General features: G+C 35.8%; 18 protein-coding genes. 15 read left to right on the top strand and 3 right to left on the bottom strand.

Going from position 1 to position 22,495, the window contains the following annotated elements:
• The first annotated feature begins 34 nt into the window (after nucleotides 1-34).
• From tilS to ACJJVT_RS07735, 4 genes are all read left to right on the top strand, one after another.
• Nucleotides 35-1,345: a tRNA lysidine(34) synthetase TilS gene (gene tilS, locus ACJJVT_RS07750; protein WP_405397705.1), complete on the top strand. Its 1,311-nt coding sequence runs from the start codon at nucleotides 35-37 to the stop codon at nucleotides 1,343-1,345.
• Nucleotides 1,342-3,306, top strand: a complete 1,965-nt coding sequence (locus tag ACJJVT_RS07745) for a cytochrome c biogenesis protein CcdA (RefSeq protein WP_405397703.1) — start codon at nucleotides 1,342-1,344, stop codon at nucleotides 3,304-3,306. The genes tilS and ACJJVT_RS07745 overlap by 4 nt, the downstream gene beginning before the upstream one ends.
• Before the next feature lie 107 nt (nucleotides 3,307-3,413).
• Nucleotides 3,414-5,807: a penicillin acylase family protein gene (locus tag ACJJVT_RS07740; protein ID WP_405397700.1), complete on the top strand. Its 2,394-nt coding sequence runs from the start codon at nucleotides 3,414-3,416 to the stop codon at nucleotides 5,805-5,807.
• A 2-nt stretch (nucleotides 5,808-5,809) separates the two neighbouring features.
• Nucleotides 5,810-7,345, top strand: coding sequence for a YifB family Mg chelatase-like AAA ATPase (locus ACJJVT_RS07735; protein ID WP_405397698.1), 1,536 nt, complete (start codon nucleotides 5,810-5,812; stop codon nucleotides 7,343-7,345).
• A 27-nt stretch (nucleotides 7,346-7,372) separates the two neighbouring features.
• Here the strand turns inward: ACJJVT_RS07735 and ACJJVT_RS07730 are convergent, their stop codons facing one another.
• Together ACJJVT_RS07730 and ACJJVT_RS07725 are read right to left on the bottom strand one after the other, a co-directional pair.
• Nucleotides 7,373-7,936: a hypothetical protein gene (locus tag ACJJVT_RS07730; RefSeq protein WP_405397696.1), complete on the bottom strand. Its 564-nt coding sequence runs from the start codon at nucleotides 7,934-7,936 to the stop codon at nucleotides 7,373-7,375.
• Between the two features lie 10 nt (nucleotides 7,937-7,946).
• Nucleotides 7,947-8,393, bottom strand: coding sequence for a hypothetical protein (locus ACJJVT_RS07725; RefSeq protein WP_133687347.1), 447 nt, complete (start codon nucleotides 8,391-8,393; stop codon nucleotides 7,947-7,949).
• Nucleotides 8,394-8,607: 214 nt separating this feature from the next.
• Here ACJJVT_RS07725 and ACJJVT_RS07720 point away from each other — a divergent pair, with 214 nt between their 5' ends.
• The 11 genes from ACJJVT_RS07720 (at nucleotide 8,608) to ACJJVT_RS07670 (ending at nucleotide 21,803) form a co-directional block, all read left to right on the top strand.
• Entirely contained in the window at nucleotides 8,608-9,801 is a 1,194-nt protein-coding gene (locus tag ACJJVT_RS07720) for an Nramp family divalent metal transporter (protein ID WP_405397694.1), read from the top strand.
• Complete coding sequence (pxpA, locus tag ACJJVT_RS07715) at nucleotides 9,802-10,545, top strand: 5-oxoprolinase subunit PxpA (RefSeq protein WP_405397693.1); 744 nt, start codon at nucleotides 9,802-9,804, stop codon at nucleotides 10,543-10,545.
• Nucleotides 10,542-11,279, top strand: coding sequence for a 5-oxoprolinase subunit PxpB (pxpB, locus tag ACJJVT_RS07710; RefSeq protein WP_303599299.1), 738 nt, complete (start codon nucleotides 10,542-10,544; stop codon nucleotides 11,277-11,279). The genes pxpA and pxpB overlap by 4 nt, the downstream gene beginning before the upstream one ends.
• Nucleotides 11,272-12,111, top strand: a complete 840-nt coding sequence (locus ACJJVT_RS07705) for a biotin-dependent carboxyltransferase family protein (RefSeq protein WP_405397690.1) — start codon at nucleotides 11,272-11,274, stop codon at nucleotides 12,109-12,111. The genes pxpB and ACJJVT_RS07705 overlap by 8 nt, the downstream gene beginning before the upstream one ends.
• 391 nt (nucleotides 12,112-12,502) lie before the next feature.
• A complete protein-coding gene (gene ilvD / locus ACJJVT_RS07700; RefSeq protein ID WP_405397689.1) occupies nucleotides 12,503-14,179 on the top strand; it encodes a dihydroxy-acid dehydratase in 1,677 nt (558 codons plus the stop codon).
• A gap of 93 nt (nucleotides 14,180-14,272) precedes the next feature.
• Nucleotides 14,273-16,006, top strand: a complete 1,734-nt coding sequence (gene ilvB / locus ACJJVT_RS07695) for a biosynthetic-type acetolactate synthase large subunit (protein ID WP_405397687.1) — start codon at nucleotides 14,273-14,275, stop codon at nucleotides 16,004-16,006.
• A 21-nt stretch (nucleotides 16,007-16,027) separates the two neighbouring features.
• Nucleotides 16,028-16,606 carry an O-methyltransferase gene (locus ACJJVT_RS07690; RefSeq protein ID WP_405397686.1) on the top strand — a complete coding sequence of 193 codons (579 nt, stop codon included), beginning with the start codon at nucleotides 16,028-16,030 and terminating at the stop codon, nucleotides 16,604-16,606.
• Nucleotides 16,607-16,669: 63 nt separating this feature from the next.
• Nucleotides 16,670-17,188 carry an acetolactate synthase small subunit gene (gene ilvN / locus ACJJVT_RS07685; protein ID WP_324027743.1) on the top strand — a complete coding sequence of 173 codons (519 nt, stop codon included), beginning with the start codon at nucleotides 16,670-16,672 and terminating at the stop codon, nucleotides 17,186-17,188.
• 39 nt (nucleotides 17,189-17,227) lie between these two features.
• Nucleotides 17,228-18,703 (top strand): ketol-acid reductoisomerase, encoded by a 1,476-nt coding sequence (ilvC, locus tag ACJJVT_RS07680; protein ID WP_405397683.1) that lies wholly within the window; start codon nucleotides 17,228-17,230, stop codon nucleotides 18,701-18,703.
• A gap of 155 nt (nucleotides 18,704-18,858) precedes the next feature.
• Nucleotides 18,859-20,124, top strand: a complete 1,266-nt coding sequence (gene ilvA, locus ACJJVT_RS07675; RefSeq protein WP_405397681.1) for a threonine ammonia-lyase — start codon at nucleotides 18,859-18,861, stop codon at nucleotides 20,122-20,124.
• A 92-nt stretch (nucleotides 20,125-20,216) separates the two neighbouring features.
• Complete coding sequence (locus tag ACJJVT_RS07670; RefSeq protein ID WP_405397678.1) at nucleotides 20,217-21,803, top strand: NADP-dependent glyceraldehyde-3-phosphate dehydrogenase; 1,587 nt, start codon at nucleotides 20,217-20,219, stop codon at nucleotides 21,801-21,803.
• Between the two features lie 37 nt (nucleotides 21,804-21,840).
• Here ACJJVT_RS07670 and ACJJVT_RS07665 read toward each other — a convergent pair whose 3' ends face one another.
• Nucleotides 21,841-22,479: a tetratricopeptide repeat protein gene (locus ACJJVT_RS07665; protein ID WP_405397676.1), complete on the bottom strand. Its 639-nt coding sequence runs from the start codon at nucleotides 22,477-22,479 to the stop codon at nucleotides 21,841-21,843.
• Nucleotides 22,480-22,495 lie beyond the last annotated feature (16 nt).

Genomic DNA, 22,495 nt, shown 5'->3' with positions numbered 1-22,495 from the left:
CTATTAAACTAGGGGACTTCCTTACCTTTATTGCGTGTTAAAAGCATTCAAAAAACATATTGAAGATTCTTTTCCAGAATTGTTAGATACTCACTTTATCATTGCATGTAGTGGTGGTCTAGATAGTTCTGTGCTTGTGGAGCTTTGCCATCAAGCAAATTTGAAATTTTCTATAGCACATTGTAATTTTAGATTGCGGGGTAAAGCAAGTGATGGCGATGAAGCTTTTGTACGTGATTATGCCAAAAAGATAGAGAAAGAGGTCTTTGTTACTCATTTCGATACGCTTGGCTATGTAAATCAGCATAAAGTTTCTGTGCAAATGGCTGCTCGTGAACTTCGTTATGCTTGGTTCGAGCAATTATTAAAAGAAAATGAGGGTACTTATCTACTAACTGCTCATCATGCAAACGATAATCTAGAAACTTTTATAATCAATTTATCGCGAGGTACTGGTATTGATGGCTTAACGGGTATACCTGCAAACATAAATGATATTCGAAGACCTTTGTTGCCTTTTACTAGGCAAGAACTGGAATCTTTTGCAGAGGTTGAAAAAATGGAGTGGCGTGAAGATGCGAGTAATGCCGACGCTAAATATTTACGCAATAAAATACGATTAGAGATTATACCGAAGTTGAACGAATTGCATCCTATTTTTTCAGATAATTTCAAGAATACACTTAACTATTTACAACAGACCGAAACTATTGCTTCAGCATATATTAAGAAATTAAAAGAAGAACTTTTCGTTGATAAAGGCGGTAGGTTTGAAATTGAAATTGCAAAATTAAAAGAGTTACATCCGGTTTCTACCTATCTACATGGATTGTTTAGTGCTTACGGATTTAAAGAAATGGATAATCTTGAAGCGCTTTTAGACGGACTCTCGGGTAAGCAATTGGCTTCAAGTTCACATGTTTTGGTTAAGAATCGAGATGTATTGATTTTAACTTCGAGCAAGGAAAGTAAATCGGATGCTCAAGAGTATCTGATTACGGAAGAAGAAGTACCTTTGAACCTTCCGTTAAACTTGAAATTTTCGGTGGTACCTGAACGTTATAATAATACTGATAATGTAATCTTTGTACAAAAGAGTGCATTAAAGTATCCGCTGACGGTAAGAAAATGGAAAACTGGCGACTATTTTTATCCGATAGGTTTAAACCGGAAAAAGAAATTGTCAAAATTTTTTAAAGACGAAAAAGTAGATGTCTTGTCTAAAGAAAAAGCCTGGTTATTATGCTCAGAAGGGCAAATTGTTTGGGTTATTGGTATGCGCGCAGACCATCGCTTTAGAGTTGAAGATACTGCTCAAGATATTATAAAAATAGAATTTACATGATTAGATTTTTTGCATTATTACTATTTATTGTTGTTTTACCGTTGGGTGTTTTTGCACAAACAGAAGATGAGCCCGTAGTTTGGGAACAGCAGATTAATAAAATATCTGAATCGGAATATGAGCTGGTAATGCAAGCCAAAATCTTAGATGGTTGGCACATGTATTCTCAATTTACATCTGAATTCGGCTCCTTGCCAAGCGAGTTTACTTATAATGGCAGCGGTACTATATATGAACTTATTGATGGTACAAAAGAGAGTGAAACTATAAAAGAATACAGTGAGATTTTTGAGGTTGAGGAAACCTACTTTAAAGATGATGCTATTTTTACACAGCGTATTAAAATAGTTGATCTATCAATAAATCAAATCGATGTTGATTTGTTTTTTCAAGTATGTGAAGAGGTGTGTATTCCTATGGATAAGAAGTTCATCTTTACCTTAGATGGTTCTGCAGCTGAAGCTGTTGTAGCGACGGTTGATGATAGAAGTTTGGCATTAGGTCAAGAGTTACGATTAGATTTAAAGAATAGAGAACTACTAACTCAAGGTCAAGATAACATTGCCAAGACTACTAATATTTGGGTGATTTTTGGTTTAGGTTTTCTTGGCGGATTAATAGCCTTGTTGACCCCTTGTGTGTTTCCAATGATTCCGTTAACGGTATCATTCTTTACCAAACATTCTCAGAACAAATCGAAAGGAATTGTAAATGCGTTGCTTTATGGTTTTTTTATTATTCTAATCTACTTTTTATTGAGCTTACCATTTCATTTATTCGACTCAGTAGATTCTCAAATTCTGAATTCTATCGCCACTAATGTATGGTTGAATTTATTATTCTTCGTGATATTCATATTCTTCGCTTTTTCGTTTTTCGGATATTATGAATTGACCTTACCAAACTCATGGGCAAATAAAATGGATGATGCATCGTCTAAGGTTGGTGGTGTGTTAGGTATCTTTTTTATGGCTGTTACACTGGCAATTGTCTCTTTCTCATGTACAGGTCCTATTTTAGGCGGATTGCTTGGAGGAACTACTTTGGCAGAGGGAGAAGTTGCTACGAATCTTACAGCTGGTATGACAGGTTTTGGTGTTGCATTGGCATTGCCTTTTGCATTGTTTGCTTTATTCCCAGCATGGTTAAACTCACTTCCTAAATCTGGTGGATGGATGACTACGGTTAAAGTAGTGTTAGGCTTCTTAGAAATTGGTTTAGCACTTAAATTCTTGTCGAATGCAGATTTAGTGGGTCACTGGGGTATTCTAAAAAGAGAAGTATTCTTAGGTATTTGGATTGTTTTAGGAATAGCAATGACCTTATATTTATTCGGATTATATAAGTTTCCTCATGATGGTCCGATAAAAAAGTTGTCTATAGGTAGAAAAGTTGCTGCCTTTATTAGTGCGGCTTTTACTATTTATATGATATTGGGAGTTACTAATAACACCAATTTGAAACTGTTAAGCGGTTTTCCGCCACCTGAGTTTTATAGTGTTTTTGAACAAGAAACCGATTGTCCTTTAGGTATTGATTGCTTTAAAGATTTTGATGAAGGTCTTGCGTATGCCAAAGAGGTCAACAAACCAATACTTTTAGATTTTACAGGTTGGGCATGTGTCAACTGTAGAAAGATGGAAGAGAATGTTTGGAGTGATGCAGAGGTATTTCCAATTATAAAGGATAACTACGTGCTTATTTCACTGTACACCGATGATAGAGAAGAACTGCCCGAAGCTGAACAATTTAATTTTCAGTATGATAGCGGTCGCGTAAAAGAAATTTCGAACATTGCCCAAAAATGGGGAACCTTTCAAGATGTAAACTTCAGCTCTATCTCTCAACCATTTTATATATTACTTTCTCCTGATTTAAAAGTGCTAAATACATCTATTCAAAATTCAGATGTACCAACCTATAAAAACTGGTTGTTAGAAGGTTTAAAAAATAATAATTGATAGGTCAATTTTGTAAGGTGTTGACTACTTGTCAATAAAAAGCAGAGCTACGAAGAGTTTATTGTAAAAAATAGTTTTAACTTGGGAACGTTTCCCCAAACTAAACTATGAAAACATTAAAAAAAATAGGAGCACTCCTGTTGGTTATTGTCACCCTTCTGATCATTGTTATCGGAGCATTTGCGTATACTTTAAAACCAGATTATTCTGGTGAAAAGGAATTAATAGACCTTCAAAAAGAAGTCACCGTGTACTACGATGAATACGGTATTCCACACATTTACGGTGAAAATGAAAAAGATGCTTTTAGAACCTTAGGCTATGTTCATGCTCAGGATCGACTGTGGCAAATGGAGCTGTTACGAAGAATAGCTAGTGGTGGTTTATCTGAAGTTTTTGGTACCGATTTAATTGGAACAGACAAATTCTTTTTATCACTTGGTATAGCAGATGCTTCTAAAATATCAGCCTCTAATGCTAATGAAAGTGATGCCGGAGTTATATTGTCAAAAGCATACTTAGATGGTATTAATCAATTTATAAATGAAGGACCAACACCTGTTGAGTTTTATCTTACCGGTATAGAAAAGAAAGAATTTGTTTTAGAAGATATCTATAATACTATTGGCTATATGGCTTTTAGTTTTGCAATGGCACACAAGACAGATCCTCTTTTGACTACCATAAACACCAAATTAGGAACTGAATACTTGAATGATTTACATGTTGACTCAAGTACTGAAACAGAGTGGATAAAGAATTATAACCCATCGCAGTCAGACTCTATTCAGAATAACTTAACAGCTGCTGTCAATAAAGCATTAGGGGCGTTAGATATTCCGTTATTTGAAGGAAGTAATAGCTGGGTAATTGCACCTGAAAAAACGAAGAATGGCAAGGTGATTTTAGCTAATGATCCTCACATTGGTTTTTCTCAGCCATCTGTTTGGTTTGAAGCTCATGTTGAAACCCCAACGTACTCAAAGTACGGGTATCATATAGCAGGAATACCATTTCCACTTTTAGGACATAATAGAAAATTAGCCTACGGTATTACCATGTTCGAGAACGATGATGTTGATTTCTATTACGAACAGAACAATCCTGAAAATGAGAATCAATACTTATCTGAAAATGGGTATGTAGATTATGAGATTATTACAAAGACTTTCAAGGTAAAAGATTCATCTGAGGTTGAGTTTTCGTATAAAAAATCGAATCACGGACCAATTTTGAACGGAATTGCAGATCAGGTGCAAGGCGAAAGACCAATTGCCATGTCATGGTTATATACTCAAATGGATAATAAAGTAATAGATGCTTTATTTGGTTTAAGCCATTCTAATAATCTTACGGAGTTTAAGACTGCTTTACCAAAAATTCATGCACCAGGTTTAAATATCATGTACGGTGATGACGAGGGTAATGTAGCATGGTTTGCCACAGCTCAGCTTTATAAAATTCCTGATTCAATTAATACTAAGTTGATATTTGAGGTTGGTAAAGGACTTCCGGCAGAAAAAGAATTTATTGGTTTTAATGAGAATCCACAGGCAATAAATCCGCCTAGTAATTATGTATACTCAGCCAACAATCAACCAGATTCTATTGCAGGTATGTTATACCCAGGTTACTATCTACCTGAAAACAGGGGAAAACGAATAGTGCAGTTATTAGAACCCAAGAATGATTGGGATTTAAATACTGCAAGTGAAATGATTACAGATGTTATTTCTGCTGTAGACCCAGAAATTGTAACCAATTTATCTAAATATTTAGATGTATCATTATTGAGTGAAAACGGATTAAAAGCTATCGACAGCTTAAAAATGTGGAAAGGTGGCTATGAACTTTCATCAATAGAGGCTACTATTTATAACAGATGGGTGTATTACTTTCTAGAGAATACTTTTGAAGATGAATTGGAAACGGAGTTGTTTAATCAGTTTTTAGGTACTCATTTTGCAAAAAGATTAATAGCACCATTATCTAAGGACGAGGAGTCTGTCTGGTTAGATAATGTAAATACAGCCGATGTTCAAGAAACCATGGCTGATATAGTAAATATGTCTTTTATGGAGGCAGTATTTTCTTTAGAAAAAGATTTTGGTAATAATATGGATTATTGGCAATGGGAGAGAGTACATAGCATTGAACATCCCCATCCTATTGGTCAAATAGCAGCCTTACGTTCCTTTTTTAATGTTGGTCCATTTCCCGTAAATGGTACAAGAGAGGTAATAAACAACTTGGCATTTTCGTACGATAAAACAGGTTTTTACAAAACTAATGTAGGTCCTTCTACTAGAAGACTTGTAGATTTCTCTGATGTAGAGAACAGCATTAGTATTTTGCCTACGGGACAATCTGGTAACCCGTTTAGTAAACACTACAGAGATCAAGCGGAAATGTACGTTAATGGAGAGTTTCGTAAAATGATGATGAATGAGGCTGAAATTAAAATGAGTAAAGAAATCCTTACATTTAAGCCAAAGGATTAAAAATGCTTACAAAAGTTTATGGGAGTGCAGTATTTGGTGTTGAGGCCACAACAATAATTGTAGAAGTAAATATCGACAAGGGAATTGGTTATCATTTAGTAGGGTTGCCCGATAATGCTATTAAAGAAAGTAATTATAGAATAGCTGCTGCATTACAGAACAACGGTTATAAAATTCCGGGTAAAAAAATCACTATAAATATGGCACCTGCAGATCTTCGAAAAGAAGGTTCTGCGTATGACCTTACCTTGGCTATCGGAATTTTGGCCGCTTCTAGTCAAATTAAATCTGAAGATATTGAGAAGTATATCATCATGGGAGAATTGTCTCTAGATGGTAGTTTGCAGCCCATAACAGGAGCATTGCCTATTGCTATAAAAGCACAGCAAGAAGGATTTACAGGATTTATTTTACCAACGGCAAATGCAAAAGAAGCTGCTATTGTTGGAGATTTGAAAGTATACGGCATTGATAATATTAAACAAGTATTAGACTTCTTTGATCAAGGTACTCCCCTAGAGCAAACTATTATAGATACTAGAGAAGAGTTTTATAAGAATTTAGATTTTCCGGAATTTGATTTTTCTGATGTTAAAGGACAAGAAAGTATTAAACGCTGTATGGAAATAGCCGCAGCAGGTGGACATAATATCATATTAATTGGTCCACCAGGTGCTGGTAAGACCATGTTAGCGAAGCGATTACCTTCTATTTTACCACCAATGACTTTGCATGAAGCTTTAGAAACCACTAAAATACATAGTGTAGTTGGTAAGATTAAGAATATGGGTTTAATGAGTCAGCGACCATTTAGAAGTCCCCATCATACAATATCTGACGTCGCATTAGTAGGTGGTGGCTCATACCCGCAACCCGGTGAAATATCTCTTTCGCATAACGGAGTATTATTTTTAGATGAGCTGCCAGAATTTAAACGTGGTGTATTAGAGGTAATGCGTCAGCCTTTAGAAGATAGGGAGGTTACGATATCTCGAGCTCGTTTTACGGTAACCTACCCAAGTAGTTTTATGTTGGTGGCTAGTATGAATCCTAGTCCGGGTGGATATTTCAATGATCCAGATGCTCCCGTAACTTCATCACCTGCAGAAATGCAACGGTATTTAAGTAAAATATCTGGTCCGCTTTTAGATCGTATCGATATTCATATTGAGGTTACTCCGGTTCCGTTCGAAAAGTTATCCGAAGAAAGAAAAGGGGAGAGTAGTGTCGATATACGAAAACGAGTTACTGCTGCTAGAGAATTACAGACTGTTAGATTTGAAGCGATGGAAAATGTGCACTATAATGCTCAAATGAATACGAAACAGATTCGCGAATATTGTAGGCTAGATGAGAAGTCTAAAGCCTTATTGAAAAATGCAATGGAAAGATTAAATCTTTCCGCTAGGGCGTATGACAGAATCTTGAAGGTAGCAAGAACTATTGCTGATTTAGCCGGTGAGCAGGCATTGAACGGTAATCATATTTCAGAGGCCATTCAATACCGTTCACTCGACAGAGAGGGTTGGTTGGGGTAAAATTTTACTTCATAAAGAGTTATTCGTTTAAGAATATAACTCTTCATTATTAATATCGTCTTCGTTGTTATTTGGTGCCGTAAAAATATCTTTAAGTATGTAACTGGTAACAATGGTAAGCCCAAGTGTAAGGGTTGGTATTGCGTAATCCCAACTTAATAGTTTCATGAGACCACCACAGATCAGGGTGATAACACCTATCACCATGACAAAATTCCATATGATTTCGGTCGTACTATTCTTAACACCATCTTCTTTAGACATGAAGTAAGAAGTACCTTCCATCGCAAACCATGCAATGAAGGTAAATGCGGTACCGATTTGAAAAAACAGCGTATGGGTAAAATCTAAAATTGTTAATAGTCCGTTGGTCGTCCAGAAAAGTACCAATGCCATTTTAATTAAATCGACGGTCTTTTTTTCTTCCTTTTTCAAAAAGCGCAATCCGTATAGAATAAGAATCGCTGCAAAGGAGATAAAAATAATTCCTTCAGAAAACGGCCAGTGAAGTATTCGCATTACCACACCGATTAAAAGGGTAGCTATTGCTGCTCTTATCGGATTTCTAAATGCTTTTTTAGAATTTTCCATATCTGGTTTTTTAGTTAATAACTTTAATGTTGGCTTTTAGACCCTGCATTATTCCGATGATATTGTTTACGGTTTCATTTAGGTAATACCGTACTACGATATGCGGAATTCTAATGGTTGTAAATCCATTTTTAAAGGAGTGCATCGCTTCTTCTAAATTGTTGATAGCCTCGTGTTCGGTCAGCTTATCATATTCAGAGTCAATTTCGATATTAAGTTTTACACGAGAAATGGCGATATCGATAGATTTTTTACCATCCCACCATTCTAACATGGGATTTACACCAGCTTCTTTCAGCGCATAATAAAGCTGAATAGCTTCTAAAGGTGTATTGTGTTTATTAATTAATAACTTAATACGTTCATGGTGCTTCATGCAAAGCTCTACGCCAGCACTCTCCATTGCATTTTTGTGGTCTAAATAACCGAGTTCTTTGTTACATTCTAAGCAAATCATTAATAGGTTAAGTTTAAGGTTTGGGGATAGCTATAACCCAGTTATTTTTGGATTAGTATGTAATCTCGATGAACGACATCCAAGTTTTAGACGAACTGCATTTTTTTAGATGAACTGCATTTTGAAATGTTAAAATTGTGGTGAAATTGATTCTGGGTATGGTGAGAAAATTCAGATTAACCAATTATATTTACAAGAACGATAATTTTACTACATGTTTAAGAAATTAGGTCCGGGTGTACTGGTAGCCGCAGCGTTTATTGGTCCTGGTACGGTTACGGCATGTACCTTGGCAGGAGTCAATTTTGGATTTAGTTTGCTGTGGGCCATGTTGTTATCCATTATAGCAACCTATTTTCTGCAAGAAATGTCTGCCCGTTTAGGTATCGTAACCCAGAAGGGGTTGGCAGATGTAATCAAACAAGAGCTGCATAATCCTTGGATTCGTAATAGCGTCATAGCGCTTATTTTTTCTGCCATTATTATTGGTAATGCCTCTTATGAAGCGGGTAATATAGGTGGTGCCACCCTAGGTATGGAGGCTTTGTTTGGTATGGAGTATAGTAATCTATATCCTTTTATATTAGGCGGATTGGCTTTTATACTATTGTATCTGGGCAGTTATAAGTCTTTAGAGAAGGTCTTTATCGTTCTTGTCCTTATTATGAGTTTGTCTTTTGTAATGACGGCAATTTTGACAAAGCCAGATATGTGGCTACTTATAAAAGGATTGTTCATGCCCACTATCCCTGAAAAAGGTATTCTTACTATTATTGCTTTGGTAGGTACTACGGTAGTACCTTATAATCTTTTTCTACATGCAGCTTTGGTAAGTGAGAAGTGGAAATCTAAAGATGATTTAAAATTGGCTAAGCGAGATACGCTAGTTTCAATTATTTTAGGCGGACTCGTTTCTGTCAGTATAATTATATCTGCTGCGGCCATCAACGCTGCAGAAGTAAATAATGTTATGGATATGGCAAAAGCCTTAGAACCTTTATATGGTTCTGCAGCTTTGTATTTTTTAGGTATTGGTATGTTTGCTGCCGGTATTACCTCTGCTATTACTGCACCTTTGGCTGCTGCCTACGTAGCAAATAGTTGTTTTGGGTGGAATGCAGGCTTTAAAGATGCTAAGTTTAGAATGATATGGATAATGATTCTAATATTGGGAGTCTTCTTTTTATCCTTCGGGATTAAACCTATTGAGATTATAAAATTTGCTCAGATTACCAATGGCTTGTTGCTACCTATAATTGCAGTCTTTTTATTGTGGGTTGTAAATAGAGCGGGAGTGATGGGAAAGTATAAAAATTCTATGTTGCAGAATATTTTCGGAGGACTGATTATTCTGCTTTCCATTTTATTGGGTGCTAAAAGTATTTTAACTGTATTAGGTTTTTTATAGATGACGAAAAGAACTATAGATATTAATTGTGATGTAGGGGAAGGTGTTGGTAATGAAGAAGCTTTGTTTCCGCTCATCAGTTCTTGCAATATTGCTTGTGGTGGTCATGCTGGTTCTAAAGAAAGTATACTATTCTGTTTAGAGTTGGCAAAGAAGTATAATGTAAAGGTAGGTGCGCATCCATCATATCCTGATAGAGAAAATTTTGGTCGTGTTTCTATGGATATATCCAGCGATGCATTAATTCAAAGTATAAAACAACAATTGCAATTATTTACTTCTTTATGTGATCAGGTGGATGTTGAACTGCACCATATTAAACCGCATGGTGCACTTTATAATGATATCGCTAAAGACGAACATCTGGCGAAAACGTTTTTAAAAGGTATAGAAGAAAAAAAAAAGAGCGTAGTATTATATGTTCCGTATTGTAGTGTTATTCAAAGATTGGCATTAGAAAACGGATTTAAAGTCTTGGTGGAAGCCTTTGCAGATAGAAATTATAATACTGATTTAAGTTTAGTTTCTAGAAAAGAAAGTAATGCCTTAATAACCGACGGTAAAGAGGTATTGGCTCATCTATTAAGAATGTATAACGAAAATGAGGTTAAAACAGTTAATGGAGATAATATTCCTATAATAGCAAATACCTTTTGTATTCATGGCGATACACCTTCGGCATTGCAAATTTTGGCGTATCTTTCAAATGAATTACCTCATCATAATCTACTCGTAAAATCGTGAATTCCCCTAAAATACATATCAAACCATTTGGAGTACATTCTGTCTTAATTGAATGGCCAAATGAGGTTAGTGAAATCATATTAGAAAAAATATTACATTTTGAACGGTTTTTAAACAAAGAGGTGTTTACGAATAAGGAGTGGGAGTTAGTACCTTCTTATAATTCACTTTTAATTATTAATAGGACAAAACAGATCGATTTTCAAAAATTGTCTGCCGATATCAACAACTGGTATGTACAATTAAAAGAATCTCCAAAACCAGATAGGTACTTATGGCGATTACCGGTTTGTTATGATTTGGAATTTGGTTTAGACCTTGAAGAGGTTGCCAATCACTTTCATAAAACAAAAGAAGAAATTATAGCCTTGCATACTGGGGCGACTTATACAGTATTCGGTATTGGGTTTTTACCGGGCTTTATGTATTTAGGTGGTATTAATAAAGAATTAGAATTGCCTAGAAAAGCAACACCAAGATCAAAAGTGGTAAAAGGTGCTGTTGGTATTGCAGGTAAACAAGCAGGAATCTATCCACAAGAATCACCAGGAGGTTGGAATATCATCGGAAATTGTGCAGTTCCTATTTTTGACGCATCCAAAGAGAATCCATGTTTTGTTAGTGTTGGCGATAAAATTGAATTTTATAAAATATCTAAAGCAGAGCATGACCTTCACAGAATAGAAGCAGAAGTGGGAATATATAAACCTGAAAAAATTAAGATAAATGCTTAAAGTATTAAAAGCAGGTTTTTACACCACAGTGCAAGATGCAGGTAGATTCCATTATAGAAATAAAGGAGTGCCCGTATCTGGAGTAATGGATGAAATGACGGTCTTTAAGGTGAATTCTTTATTAGAGAATAAAGAGTCATCTGCCGTATTGGAAATTACCATGACAGGACCAACGCTCATCTTCGAAAAAGAAACCTATATGGTACTTGGTGGAGCAAAAATGTCTGCTACACTTAATAATTTACCTATTCAGAATTATAAGGTCTATATGATAGAAAAAGGTGATATCCTTTCTTTTGGTCGTTTAGAGAAAGGGTTTAGATCTTACCTTGCAGTAAAGGGCGGTTTTACTTCTAAAGAAATATTGGGTAGTAGATCATTTTACAAACCTATTACCAAAGTCAATAGATTAACTGATAATGATGTTATTCCTTTTTCTGTGGTAGAAGATTTTCAACCTAAAATATCAGAAATTAAGGTGGCGTCATTTTTAGACGAAACTGTACTAGAGGTAAATAAAGCACCAGAATTTGATATATTGAGCGATAAGCAGCTAGAAGAAATTTTCTCTAAAACATTTACTGTCGCCCATGAGAATAACAGAATGGCATATCAGTTATCAGAAACGATAACACCACATTCGAACTCAATGCTTACCTCTGCAACTATACCTGGTACTGTGCAATTGACACCTGCTGGTAAATTGATCGTACTTATGAAAGACGGACAAACAACTGGCGGATATTTAAGGGCTGTTCAATTAACAGATAAGGCAATTTGTATTCTAGCACAAAAGAAGGGCGGAGACGCTATTAGCTTTAAATTGGTTTAATTTATTACTTTTTGAACCGATTTTGTTAAAGGGCTATTTGTCACCTATATTTTCAGTACTATTGTAGTATGAAATTATCAAACCTAAATATTGAACTAGTCATTGTCATTCCAAATCTGGGATGATATAGCTTTTCAATATGTAGAAAAACCTGTATCAGATATATTTGATGCAGGTTTTTTTATGTTTTACAGATAAATATACACTGTTTTAAAGTATTGAATATGGTATATAGTTGTTATTTAAGTGGTTGATATTCAAATTTTTAGGTTCATTTTTGATTAAATGAATTTGTATTGACCATTATTGTTAAAATTAGAAATTTTTATAAACTTTTATCTTTGATTAAGGAGTATTTAAGAAATCAAGATAAGCATACGAGAATTATATTATGGAGTTGAACAAACATAGTAAGAATGTAACCCAAGATCCAACACAACCAGCGGCACAAGCAATGCTTTATGCTATCGGTTTAACTGAAGAAGATTTAAAGAAACCATTAATTGGTATTGGTAGTACAGGTTATGAGGGTAACCCTTGTAATATGCACTTAAATGATTTGGCTCAAGAAGTCAAAGTCGGTGTCAATGGAACTGGCTTAGTTGGTCTCGTTTTTAATACGATCGGTGTAAGTGATGGTATATCTATGGGTACATACGGTATGCGTTATTCTTTACCTTCAAGAGATATTATCGCAGATTCTATGGAAACTGTGGTACAGGCAATGAATTATGATGGTTTAGTTACTGTTGTTGGTTGCGATAAAAATATGCCAGGTGCACTAATGGCAATGATCCGTTTAAATAGACCATCTGTTTTAGTATATGGTGGTACTATTGCTTCAGGTTGTTTTAAAGATAAGACCTTAGATATCGTTTCTGCTTTTGAAGCATGGGGAGAGAAGGTTGCCGGCACTATGAATGAGGAGGATTACAAAGGTGTAATTCAAAATGCTTGCCCTGGTGCAGGTGCTTGTGGTGGTATGTATACTGCAAATACTATGGCATCTGCGATAGAAGCTTTGGGTATGGCAATGCCTTACAACTCGTCTAACCCAGCTATTGGAAAAGATAAGCAGTACGATGCTATAAACTCTGGAAAGGCTTTGAGAAACCTTTTAGAGAAAGATATTAAGCCTAGTGATATCATCACTCGTAAATCAATGGAGAATGCTATTCGTTTGCTAACACTTTTGGGTGGGTCGACAAATGCCGTGCTACACTTCTTGGCAATTGCCAAAGCTGCAGATGTTGAATTTACATTAGATGATTTTCAGAAAATTAGTGATTCTACTCCGTTTCTAGCAGATTTAAAACCAAGTGGTAAATTCTTAATGGAAGATGTACACCGTATTGGGGGTATTCCTGCAGTTATGAAGTTCATGTTAGAGAACGATATGCTACATGGCGATTGTTTAACCGTTACTGGTAAAACAATTGCAGAGAACTTAGCTGATGTGCCAAGTTTAGTCAAAGATCAAAAAATTATAATGCCATTAAGTAATCCTATTAAGGCAACAGGTCACTTGCGTATTCTTTATGGTAACCTAGCCACTGAAGGTGCTGTGGCTAAAATTACAGGTAAAGAAGGATTGTATTTTTCTGGACCAGCTAAAGTATATAACGATGAGTTCCTTGCCAATGCCGGTATCGGTAGAGGTGAAGTGAAAAAAGGAGATGTTGTGGTTATTCGTTACGAAGGTCCAAAAGGAGGTCCTGGTATGCCAGAAATGTTGAAGCCTACTGCTGCTATTATGGGAGCAGGTCTAGGTAAAGATGTTGCTTTGATTACAGATGGGCGTTTCTCTGGTGGTACACACGGTTTTGTTGTAGGTCATGTTGCTCCTGAAGCACAAGAAGGTGGAGCAATCGGTTTGTTAGAAGATGGAGATATTATCACCATTGATGCAGAGAAGAATGAGATTTCGGTTAACCTAACGGATGAGCAATTAGCGGAAAGAAAGAAGAATTGGAAACAGCCGGAATTAAAGGTGAAAAGAGGAAGCTTATACAAGTACGCTCGTATGGTATCTTCTGCATCTAAAGGTTGTGTTACCGATGAATTTTAAATAACACCGGCTAGATTTTAATTACTTCTAGAAGGATTTTAATATCAGGTTATTGTAATTCTTATATGCAATACTTGAATTTGATTATTAATTATGGAAACAGTAAAAGAGAAGAAAAAAGGTACAGATTCCAAGAAAACTATTAAGATTTCTGGAGCAGAGGCAATAATTCATTGTTTGTTGGCCGAAGGGGTCGAAACAATGTATGGCTACCCTGGTGGCGCAATTATGCCCGTCTACGATGAACTATATAAGTTTCAAGATAAGTTAACGCATATTCTTACAAGACATGAACAGGGTGCTACGCATGCTGCCCAAGGGTATGCTCGTGTTTCAGGTAAAGTCGGCGTTGCAATAGCAACTTCTGGTCCTGGTGCAACAAATTTAGTTACTGGTCTTGCAGATGCACAGATAGATTCTACACCTATGGTCTGTATTACAGGTCAGGTTACGAGACAACTATTAGGTACCGATGCTTTTCAAGAAACTGATATTATTGGTATTTCTACTCCGGTAACGAAATGGAACTATCAAATTACCGAAGCTTCTGAAATTCCAGAAGTAATGGCGAAAGCTTTTTACATTGCTAAATCTGGTAGACCAGGTCCGGTATTAATTGATATTACTAAGAATGCACAAATAGATGCGTTCGATTTCTCTTATGAGAAATGTACTGCTGTTCGTAGTTATAAGCCGGTTCCAAAACCAAAAATGAGTGCTATTCAGGCAGCTGCAGATTTAATCAACAGCGCTAAAAAACCATTTATCGTATGGGGGCAAGGTGTTATTCTTGGTAAGGCAGAACAAGAATTGAAAGCGTTAGTTGAAAAGGCAGGTATACCTGCAGCTTGGACTATCATGGGAGCTTCGGCTTTAGATACTTCTCATCCATTAAATGTAGGTATGGTAGGTATGCATGGTAATTACGGACCAAACGTTTTAACGAATGAATGCGACTTATTAATTGCAATAGGTATGCGTTTTGATGATCGTGTAACCGGTAATTTAGATCACTATGCAAAGCAAGCTAAAGTAATTCACTTTGAAATTGATCCTGCTGAGATTAATAAGAATGTGCATGCAGATGTTGCTGTTTTAGGCAACTCAAAAGAAACTTTAGGATTATTGTTGCCGTTGGTAAATGATAATAACCATGATGCTTGGCATAATATCTTTAAAGAAAAATATAAAATTGAGTTCGATACTATTATAAAGAATGACATTCACCCAACTAAAAGTGGTTTGACCATGGGTGAGGTAATCGAAGAAATCAATTTAGCATCAAACAATAAAGCAGTTATCGTTTCTGACGTAGGTCAACACCAAATGATCGCTTGTAGATATGCAAAATTCTCCCAGTCTAAAAGTAACATTACTTCTGGCGGATTAGGTACTATGGGCTTTGCATTACCAGCAGCTATCGGTGCCAAAATGGGTGCTATGGATAGGGAAGTGGTTGCTATCATTGGTGATGGTGGTTATCAAATGACCATTCAAGAATTGGGTGTTATTTTTCAACATAGAGTACCTGTTAAGATTGTTGTTTTAAACAATGAACATTTAGGTATGGTACGTCAATGGCAAGAGTTGTTTTTTGAGAAGAGATATGCATCGACGGTTATGGTGAATCCTGATTTTGTAAAAATTGCTGAAGGTTATAGCATTGAAGCAAAACGAATTTCTGAGCGTAAAGATTTAAAATCTACGATTCAAGAAATGATGGCTTCTAAAGAACCTTACTTCTTAGAAGTTAAAGTAGAGCAAGAAGATAATGTTTTTCCAATGATACCTTCTGGTGCTTCGGTTTCTGACGTTAGATTGAAATAAATAAGAGAAAAGAACTATCTCATGAACGATACGAACATACAAGATATTCCAAAAATACATACGGAGATTACCCGTAAATCTGAAGAAATAGGATTTACGATGCCGTCAGACTTGTACGTTGGTAGCTTTCTCAAAACATTGATCGCTTCAAAACCAAACGGAAGGTTTTTAGAAATAGGAACTGGCATTGGTCTTAGCCTTTCTTGGATGATAGAGGGTATGGATGCTGATTCTAAATTGATATCCGTAGATAACGATCCTGCGTTAATTTCTATCGCTACTAGTTATTTTGGTAACGATGATAGGGTTGAGGTTATTTGTAAAGATGGTGCCGATTGGATTAAGGAATATTCAGGTGCAAAATTTGATTTGATTTTTGCAGATGCCTGGCCAGGTAAGTACAGTGAGATCGATGAGGTTTTAGATTTACTTCATGTTGGCGGATTTTACATCATCGACGATATGACAAAACAACCAAATTGGCCAGCTGGTCATGAGGATAATGTGATTGAATTGACGGCGTATTTAGAAAAGCGAGAAGATTTACAATTGACTAAAATGAATTGGTCAACAGGCTTAATTATGGCCGTAAAGAAATAGTATAGATTAATTATAATGACACCATAAAATTCTCTTGTAAAGAGGAATAGGTAATTAGAGCTTATGGAAAATAAATGGTTTACAATATCGGTATATTCAGAAAACAATGTTGGATTACTGAACAGAATATCAGGTATATTTTTAAAGAGACATATTAATATAGAGAGTTTAAATGTCTCTAAATCAGAGATTGATGATGTTTCTAAATTTACGATTGTAGCACATACAACCGAAAAATGGGTGCATAATATTGTCGGTCAGATCGAGAAGCAAATAGAAGTTATAAAAGCATATTATCATACCGATGATGAGACTATATATCAAGAATCTGCTTTATTCAAAATAGCATCGGGTCTTCTGTTTGACGAGCGTCAAATTCAGAACATCATAAAAGATAATAATGCACAGATCGTCACAGTATCAAGAGACTTTTTTGTAATCGCAAAAAGCGGTAGAAGAAATGAGATTGAAGAAATGTACGATCAATTAAAGCCGTATGGCATTATGCAGTTTGTACGCTCTGGCCGTATATCGGTTACAAAAGATGAAATGAAAATTTCAGCGATACTAAAAGAATTTTAATAAAGAATCATAACAATAATCAAATAAAGTAAATACAAAATGGCCAATTATTTTAATACGCTATCATTAAGAGATAAATTAACGCAACTTGGAAAATGTCGCTTCATGGATTCGGCTGAGTTTGCAGATGGTGTAAATGCTTTAAAAGGCAAAAAAATTGTAATCGTAGGTTGTGGTGCTCAAGGGTTGAACCAAGGGTTGAACATGAGAGATTCTGGTTTAGATATTTCTTATACACTTCGTGATGCTGCTATAAAAGAAAAAAGACAATCTTTTGTAAATGCCTCAGAAAACGGATTCACAGTGGGTACCTACCAAGAATTGATTCCTACTGCCGATGTTGTAATTAACCTTACTCCAGACAAGCAACATACTGCTGTTGTTAGTGCGGTTATGCCTTTAATGAAAAAAGATGCTACGCTTTCGTACTCTCACGGTTTTAATATCGTAGAAGAAGGTATGCAAATACGTGAAGATATTACGGTAATTATGGTTGCGCCAAAATGTCCGGGATCAGAAGTGCGTGAAGAATATAAAAGAGGTTTTGGTGTACCAACTTTAATAGCGGTTCACCCAGATAATGATCATCAAGGTAAAGGACTAGAGCAAGCGAAAGCTTATGCTGTTGGTACAGGTGGTGATAGAGCTGGTGTATTAATGTCTTCTTTTGTTGCTGAAGTAAAATCAGATTTAATGGGTGAGCAAACTATTCTTTGTGGTTTGTTACAAACAGGTTCTATTCTTTGTTTCGATAAGATGATCGAGAAAGGAATTGATGCGGGCTATGCTTCAAAATTGATTCAATACGGATGGGAAACTATTACTGAAGGAATGAAGTACGGTGGTATTACACATATGATGGACCGTCTTTCTAATCCTGCTAAAGTAAAGGCATTTGAATTATCTGAAGAGCTAAAAGATATTATGCGTCCGTTGTTTCAAAAGCATATGGATGATATTATGACTGGTCATTTCTCAAAAACCATGATGGAAGATTGGGCAAATGACGATAAGAACTTATTAACTTGGAGAGCTGCAACAGGTGAAACTGCTTTCGAGAAAACACCTGCAGGTAGTCAAGAGATTACGGAGCAAGAGTTTTATGATAACGGTGTGTTAATGGTTGCAATGGTAAGAGCAGGTGTTGAATTGGCTTTCGAGGCCATGACTGAATCTGGTATTATAGCTGAATCTGCATACTACGAGTCTTTGCATGAAACTCCGTTAATTGCAAACACGATCGCTCGTAAGAAATTGTTTGAAATGAACCGTGTTATTTCTGATACTGCAGAATATGGTTGTTACCTTTTTGATCATGCATGCAAACCTTTATTAACTGACTTTATGAAAGGTATTGATACTGATGTTATCGGTACAAACTTCTCTGGAGATATCGATAATGACGTTGATAATGCACAGCTAATTGCAATAAACAAAGCGTTACGTACGCATCCGGTAGAAATCGTTGGTACACGTTTACGTGAGTCAATGACGGCAATGAAGCCTATCGTATAGTTTTATAATCTTTTATAGATATACCGATTGTCCGGTTGAGTGCATTCTAAAAGTTATCACCTACATTGGGTTATGGTTTTAAAAGAATGGTTCTCAAGCGGACAATTTAGGTTTCATACGAGTTATAATATTGTTAATAATAGAAAGTATTTAATATGAAAGGTACGAAGCCAGTATATTTTCCAAAATTAGATGATGTTTTAAAAGCTGCGCAGACCATTTCTGAAATTTCAGAGGTAACTCCGCTAACAGAAAGTATTCGTTTGTCTAAACAGTATAACTGTCAAGTTCGTTTAAAGCGTGAAGATTTGCAACGTGTGCGTTCTTATAAAATTAGAGGTGCCTTCAACAAAATAAGCTCTTTAACCGAAGAAGAACGAGCTAAAGGTGTTATTTGTGCCAGTGCAGGTAATCATGCACAGGGTGTGGCTTTTGCTTGCTTTCATTTAAAAATTAAAGGGACTATTTATATGCCTTCGGTTACGCCTAAGCAAAAAGTAGAACAGACTAAACTATTCGGTGGTGAATGGGTTGAAATAGTTTTAGAAGGCGATACCTTTGATGATGCTTCTTTGGCTGCTAGAACGTATGGAGATAAACATGAAAAGATATTTGTGCATCCGTTCGATGATCCTAAAATTATAGAAGGTCAGGCTACTGTTGGACTTGAGTTAATTTCCCAATCAAAAATACCAATAGATTACCTTTTTGTATGCATTGGTGGTGGAGGTCTAGCATCTGGACTTATTAGTGTTTTTAGTGAGCTTTCGCCGGATACAAAAATTATTGGTGTTGAACCTAAAGGTGCTCCATCTATGAAAACGTCTATAGAAGCAGGAGAGGTAGTTGCCCTTGATCATATTGATAAATTTATTGATGGTGCAGCGGTCAAAAAAGTAGGTAGCTTAACCTATGCCATCTGTAATTATTATTTAGATAATATGATTACGGTCGACGAAGGTAAAGCGTGCCAAACTATTCTAGATCTTTATAATAGAGACGCTATTGTGGTAGAACCTGCAGGTGCTTTATCGATTGCAGCTTTAGATGATTATAAAGATGAAATTGTTGGCAAGAATGTAGTGTGTATTATTGGCGGAAGTAACAATGACATCACTAGAACGGCTGAAATTAAAGAACGTGCATTGCTTTATGGTAAACTCAAACATTACTTTATTATTCGTTTTCCACAGCGACCAGGTGCTTTAAAAGAATTTGTTGTTGATATTTTAGGGCCAAACGACGATATTACCCATTTCGAGTATTCAAAGAAATCGAGTAGAGAAAATGCGCCGGCTGTTGTAGGTATAGAGTTAAAGAATACAGAGGACTTGAAACCTTTGGTAGAACGCATGAAATCTAACAATTTCTATGGAGAATATATAAATGACAAACCAGACTTGTTTGAATATTTGGTTTAAACTACTTTTAATATAACAGATTCAATTTCTAGTTATTTTTGGAAATCAATCTACAATACAATTATCAATCATAGTGCAAAATAGAAAATGAAATGAGCGATATTACGATTCCTGAAGAATTTAAAATAACATCAACTATAGACCAAAAACAGTATTTGGTCAACGGAGAATTAAAAGAATGGAAAGGAGATACTACAGAGGTGTATTCTACTATTTCTTCAACAAAAGAATACAAGCCAACTTTATTAGGTAGCATTCCAGATCTACAAGAAGCAGAAGCTTTAGATGCTTTAAACGGAGCATTAAAGGCGTATGATAAGGGAAAGGGAATTTGGCCAACCATGCATGTGAAAGACCGTATTGAATGCATGGAGGTTTTCGTTACAAAAATGAAGACCAAAAGAGAAGAAGTGGTTAAATTGTTAATGTGGGAAATTGGTAAGTCTTTACCAGACTCTCAAAAAGAATTTGATCGTACGGTAGAGTATATTGAGGATACCATTGAAGATTATAAGCAGCTAGATCGTGATGCTGCAAAGTTTACAAAACACGATGGTGTGTATGCGCATATTAAAAGAGGACCATTAGGTGTTGTTTTATGTTTAGGACCTTATAACTACCCATTGAATGAAACTTTTGCATTGTTGATTCCTGCAATTATTATGGGGAACACCACCATATTTAAGCCTGCAAAACATGGTGTTTTATTAATTACTCCGCTTTTAGAAGCTTTTCAAACAAGTTTTCCAAAAGGGGTAGTTAATGTAATTTTCGGTAGAGGTAGAACGGTTGCTGCGCCAATTATGCAAACAGGTAAAGTAGATGTACTTGCTTTAATTGGTAATAGTAAATCTGCAAATGCCCTACAAGAGCAACACCCTAAAAGTAACAGACTGCGATTGGTATTAGGTTTAGAAGCTAAAAACCCTGCAATTATTTTACCAGATGCTGATTTGGATTTAACCATAAATGAATGTTTAGCTGGTACGCTTTCTTTTAACGGGCAACGTTGCACGGCACTAAAAGTGGTGTATGTTCACGAAGAAATTAGGTCTAAATTTAATGAAAGCTTCGCTAAAAAGGTTGATGAATTAAAATTTGGAAATCCTTGGGAGGATGGAGTGAAATTAACTCCATTGCCTGAACCAGATAAGGCAGCTTATATTCAAGGTTTAATTGATGATGCGCTTTCTAAAGGAGCAAAGATTATCAATAAAAAAGGTGGGAAGCATTTTGATAATTTTATATGGCCTGCAGTTCTGTATCCGGTAACGAAAGATATGCGTGTGTACCAAGAAGAGCAATTCGGACCCATTATACCCATCGTACCTTTTACAGATATCGAAGAGCCTTTAGATGATATGGCAGAAAGCAACTATGGCCAACAAGTAAGTTTGTTTGGTAAAGATGTGTATGCGCTTTCTCCGTTGATAGATACGTTGGTGAACTTAGTATGTCGTGTGAATTTAAATAGTTCTTGCCAAAGAGGACCAGATGTGTATCCATTTACCGGTAGAAAAGATTCTGCACAAGCAACCTTAAGTGTTCATGATGCGTTACGTTCGTTTTCAATTAGAACGTTTGTAGCATTCAAAGACAATGAATTGAATACTGAAATTATTCAGAATTTATTAGAAGCCAAGCTTTCTAATTTTGTGAGTACAGATTATATATTATAAAAGTCTTTCATTTAGACTGATAAAAAAACCTCTCCTATTAATTAGGGGAGGTTTCTTTTTTACAGTTACTGCTGATCTCATTCGCTCTTTCTAAACCTGAGTATGGGTAGTAGGGTATCGTTTGTTCTTCTTCGTTGAATAATATAATGGCACGTTCAACATCTTCACAATAGGGAGCGATAGATTTACCGAAGAATTTTGCTGTTCCCATATCCCATTCCGTTTTCCCTAAAAGTACCCTTGGGTTATTTGGTGCTATAGCTTGTGCTTTTTGATAGATTGCTATGTTTTCACCCGATAGGGTCATACCATATTTTGCGCCGTCAAAAGCGATGTATGCTGTATTTAAAAGGGCATAAGAAATCATTATTTCTGGGTTGTCTTTTGATATTGTTGATGCGTTATCTAGAAACCCTTTTGCTCTGGTTAGTTTGGTAGTTAGCAGTGCTTCATCTTTTAATCCAAAACTGCTTACTATTTCAATTAGTCCTGCATAATATGATGGTAACCAATTATCGGTTTCTACAGATGCTATTCGTTCAAATAGTTGTACGGCTTCTGTATTCTTTTGTTGCTCCCATAAGGCAAATGCCTCATTCATTCCTTTTTCATAAGGTGTTTGCGCAGTTAAGCTAAGTGTAAAAATGAATGTGGCAATTAATAGTAGTGATTTCATGATGTATAGTTTTTTG

The organism is Maribacter sp. Asnod2-G09 (assembly GCF_045063795.1).
Taxonomy (GTDB): Bacteria; Bacteroidota; Bacteroidia; order Flavobacteriales; family Flavobacteriaceae; genus Maribacter.
This window is presented reverse-complemented; position numbering and strand designations above follow the sequence as displayed.

Coding starts and splice junctions, on each gene's coding strand:
- ACJJVT_RS07725 (WP_133687347.1), bottom strand. CDS start 8,393: ATGATTTGCTTAGAATGTAACAAAGAACTCGGTTATTTAGACCACAAA.
- ilvA (WP_405397681.1), top strand. CDS start 18,859: ATGAAAGGTACGAAGCCAGTATATTTTCCAAAATTAGATGATGTTTTA.
- ACJJVT_RS07690 (WP_405397686.1), top strand. CDS start 16,028: ATGAACGATACGAACATACAAGATATTCCAAAAATACATACGGAGATT.
- ilvB (WP_405397687.1), top strand. CDS start 14,273: ATGGAAACAGTAAAAGAGAAGAAAAAAGGTACAGATTCCAAGAAAACT.
- ACJJVT_RS07740 (WP_405397700.1), top strand. CDS start 3,414: ATGAAAACATTAAAAAAAATAGGAGCACTCCTGTTGGTTATTGTCACC.
- pxpA (WP_405397693.1), top strand. CDS start 9,802: ATGACGAAAAGAACTATAGATATTAATTGTGATGTAGGGGAAGGTGTT.
- ilvC (WP_405397683.1), top strand. CDS start 17,228: ATGGCCAATTATTTTAATACGCTATCATTAAGAGATAAATTAACGCAA.
- ACJJVT_RS07665 (WP_405397676.1), bottom strand. CDS start 22,479: ATGAAATCACTACTATTAATTGCCACATTCATTTTTACACTTAGCTTA.
- ACJJVT_RS07745 (WP_405397703.1), top strand. CDS start 1,342: ATGATTAGATTTTTTGCATTATTACTATTTATTGTTGTTTTACCGTTG.
- ACJJVT_RS07735 (WP_405397698.1), top strand. CDS start 5,810: ATGCTTACAAAAGTTTATGGGAGTGCAGTATTTGGTGTTGAGGCCACA.
- ACJJVT_RS07705 (WP_405397690.1), top strand. CDS start 11,272: ATGCTTAAAGTATTAAAAGCAGGTTTTTACACCACAGTGCAAGATGCA.
- ACJJVT_RS07720 (WP_405397694.1), top strand. CDS start 8,608: ATGTTTAAGAAATTAGGTCCGGGTGTACTGGTAGCCGCAGCGTTTATT.
- ACJJVT_RS07730 (WP_405397696.1), bottom strand. CDS start 7,936: ATGGAAAATTCTAAAAAAGCATTTAGAAATCCGATAAGAGCAGCAATA.
- ilvD (WP_405397689.1), top strand. CDS start 12,503: ATGGAGTTGAACAAACATAGTAAGAATGTAACCCAAGATCCAACACAA.
- ACJJVT_RS07670 (WP_405397678.1), top strand. CDS start 20,217: ATGAGCGATATTACGATTCCTGAAGAATTTAAAATAACATCAACTATA.
- ilvN (WP_324027743.1), top strand. CDS start 16,670: ATGGAAAATAAATGGTTTACAATATCGGTATATTCAGAAAACAATGTT.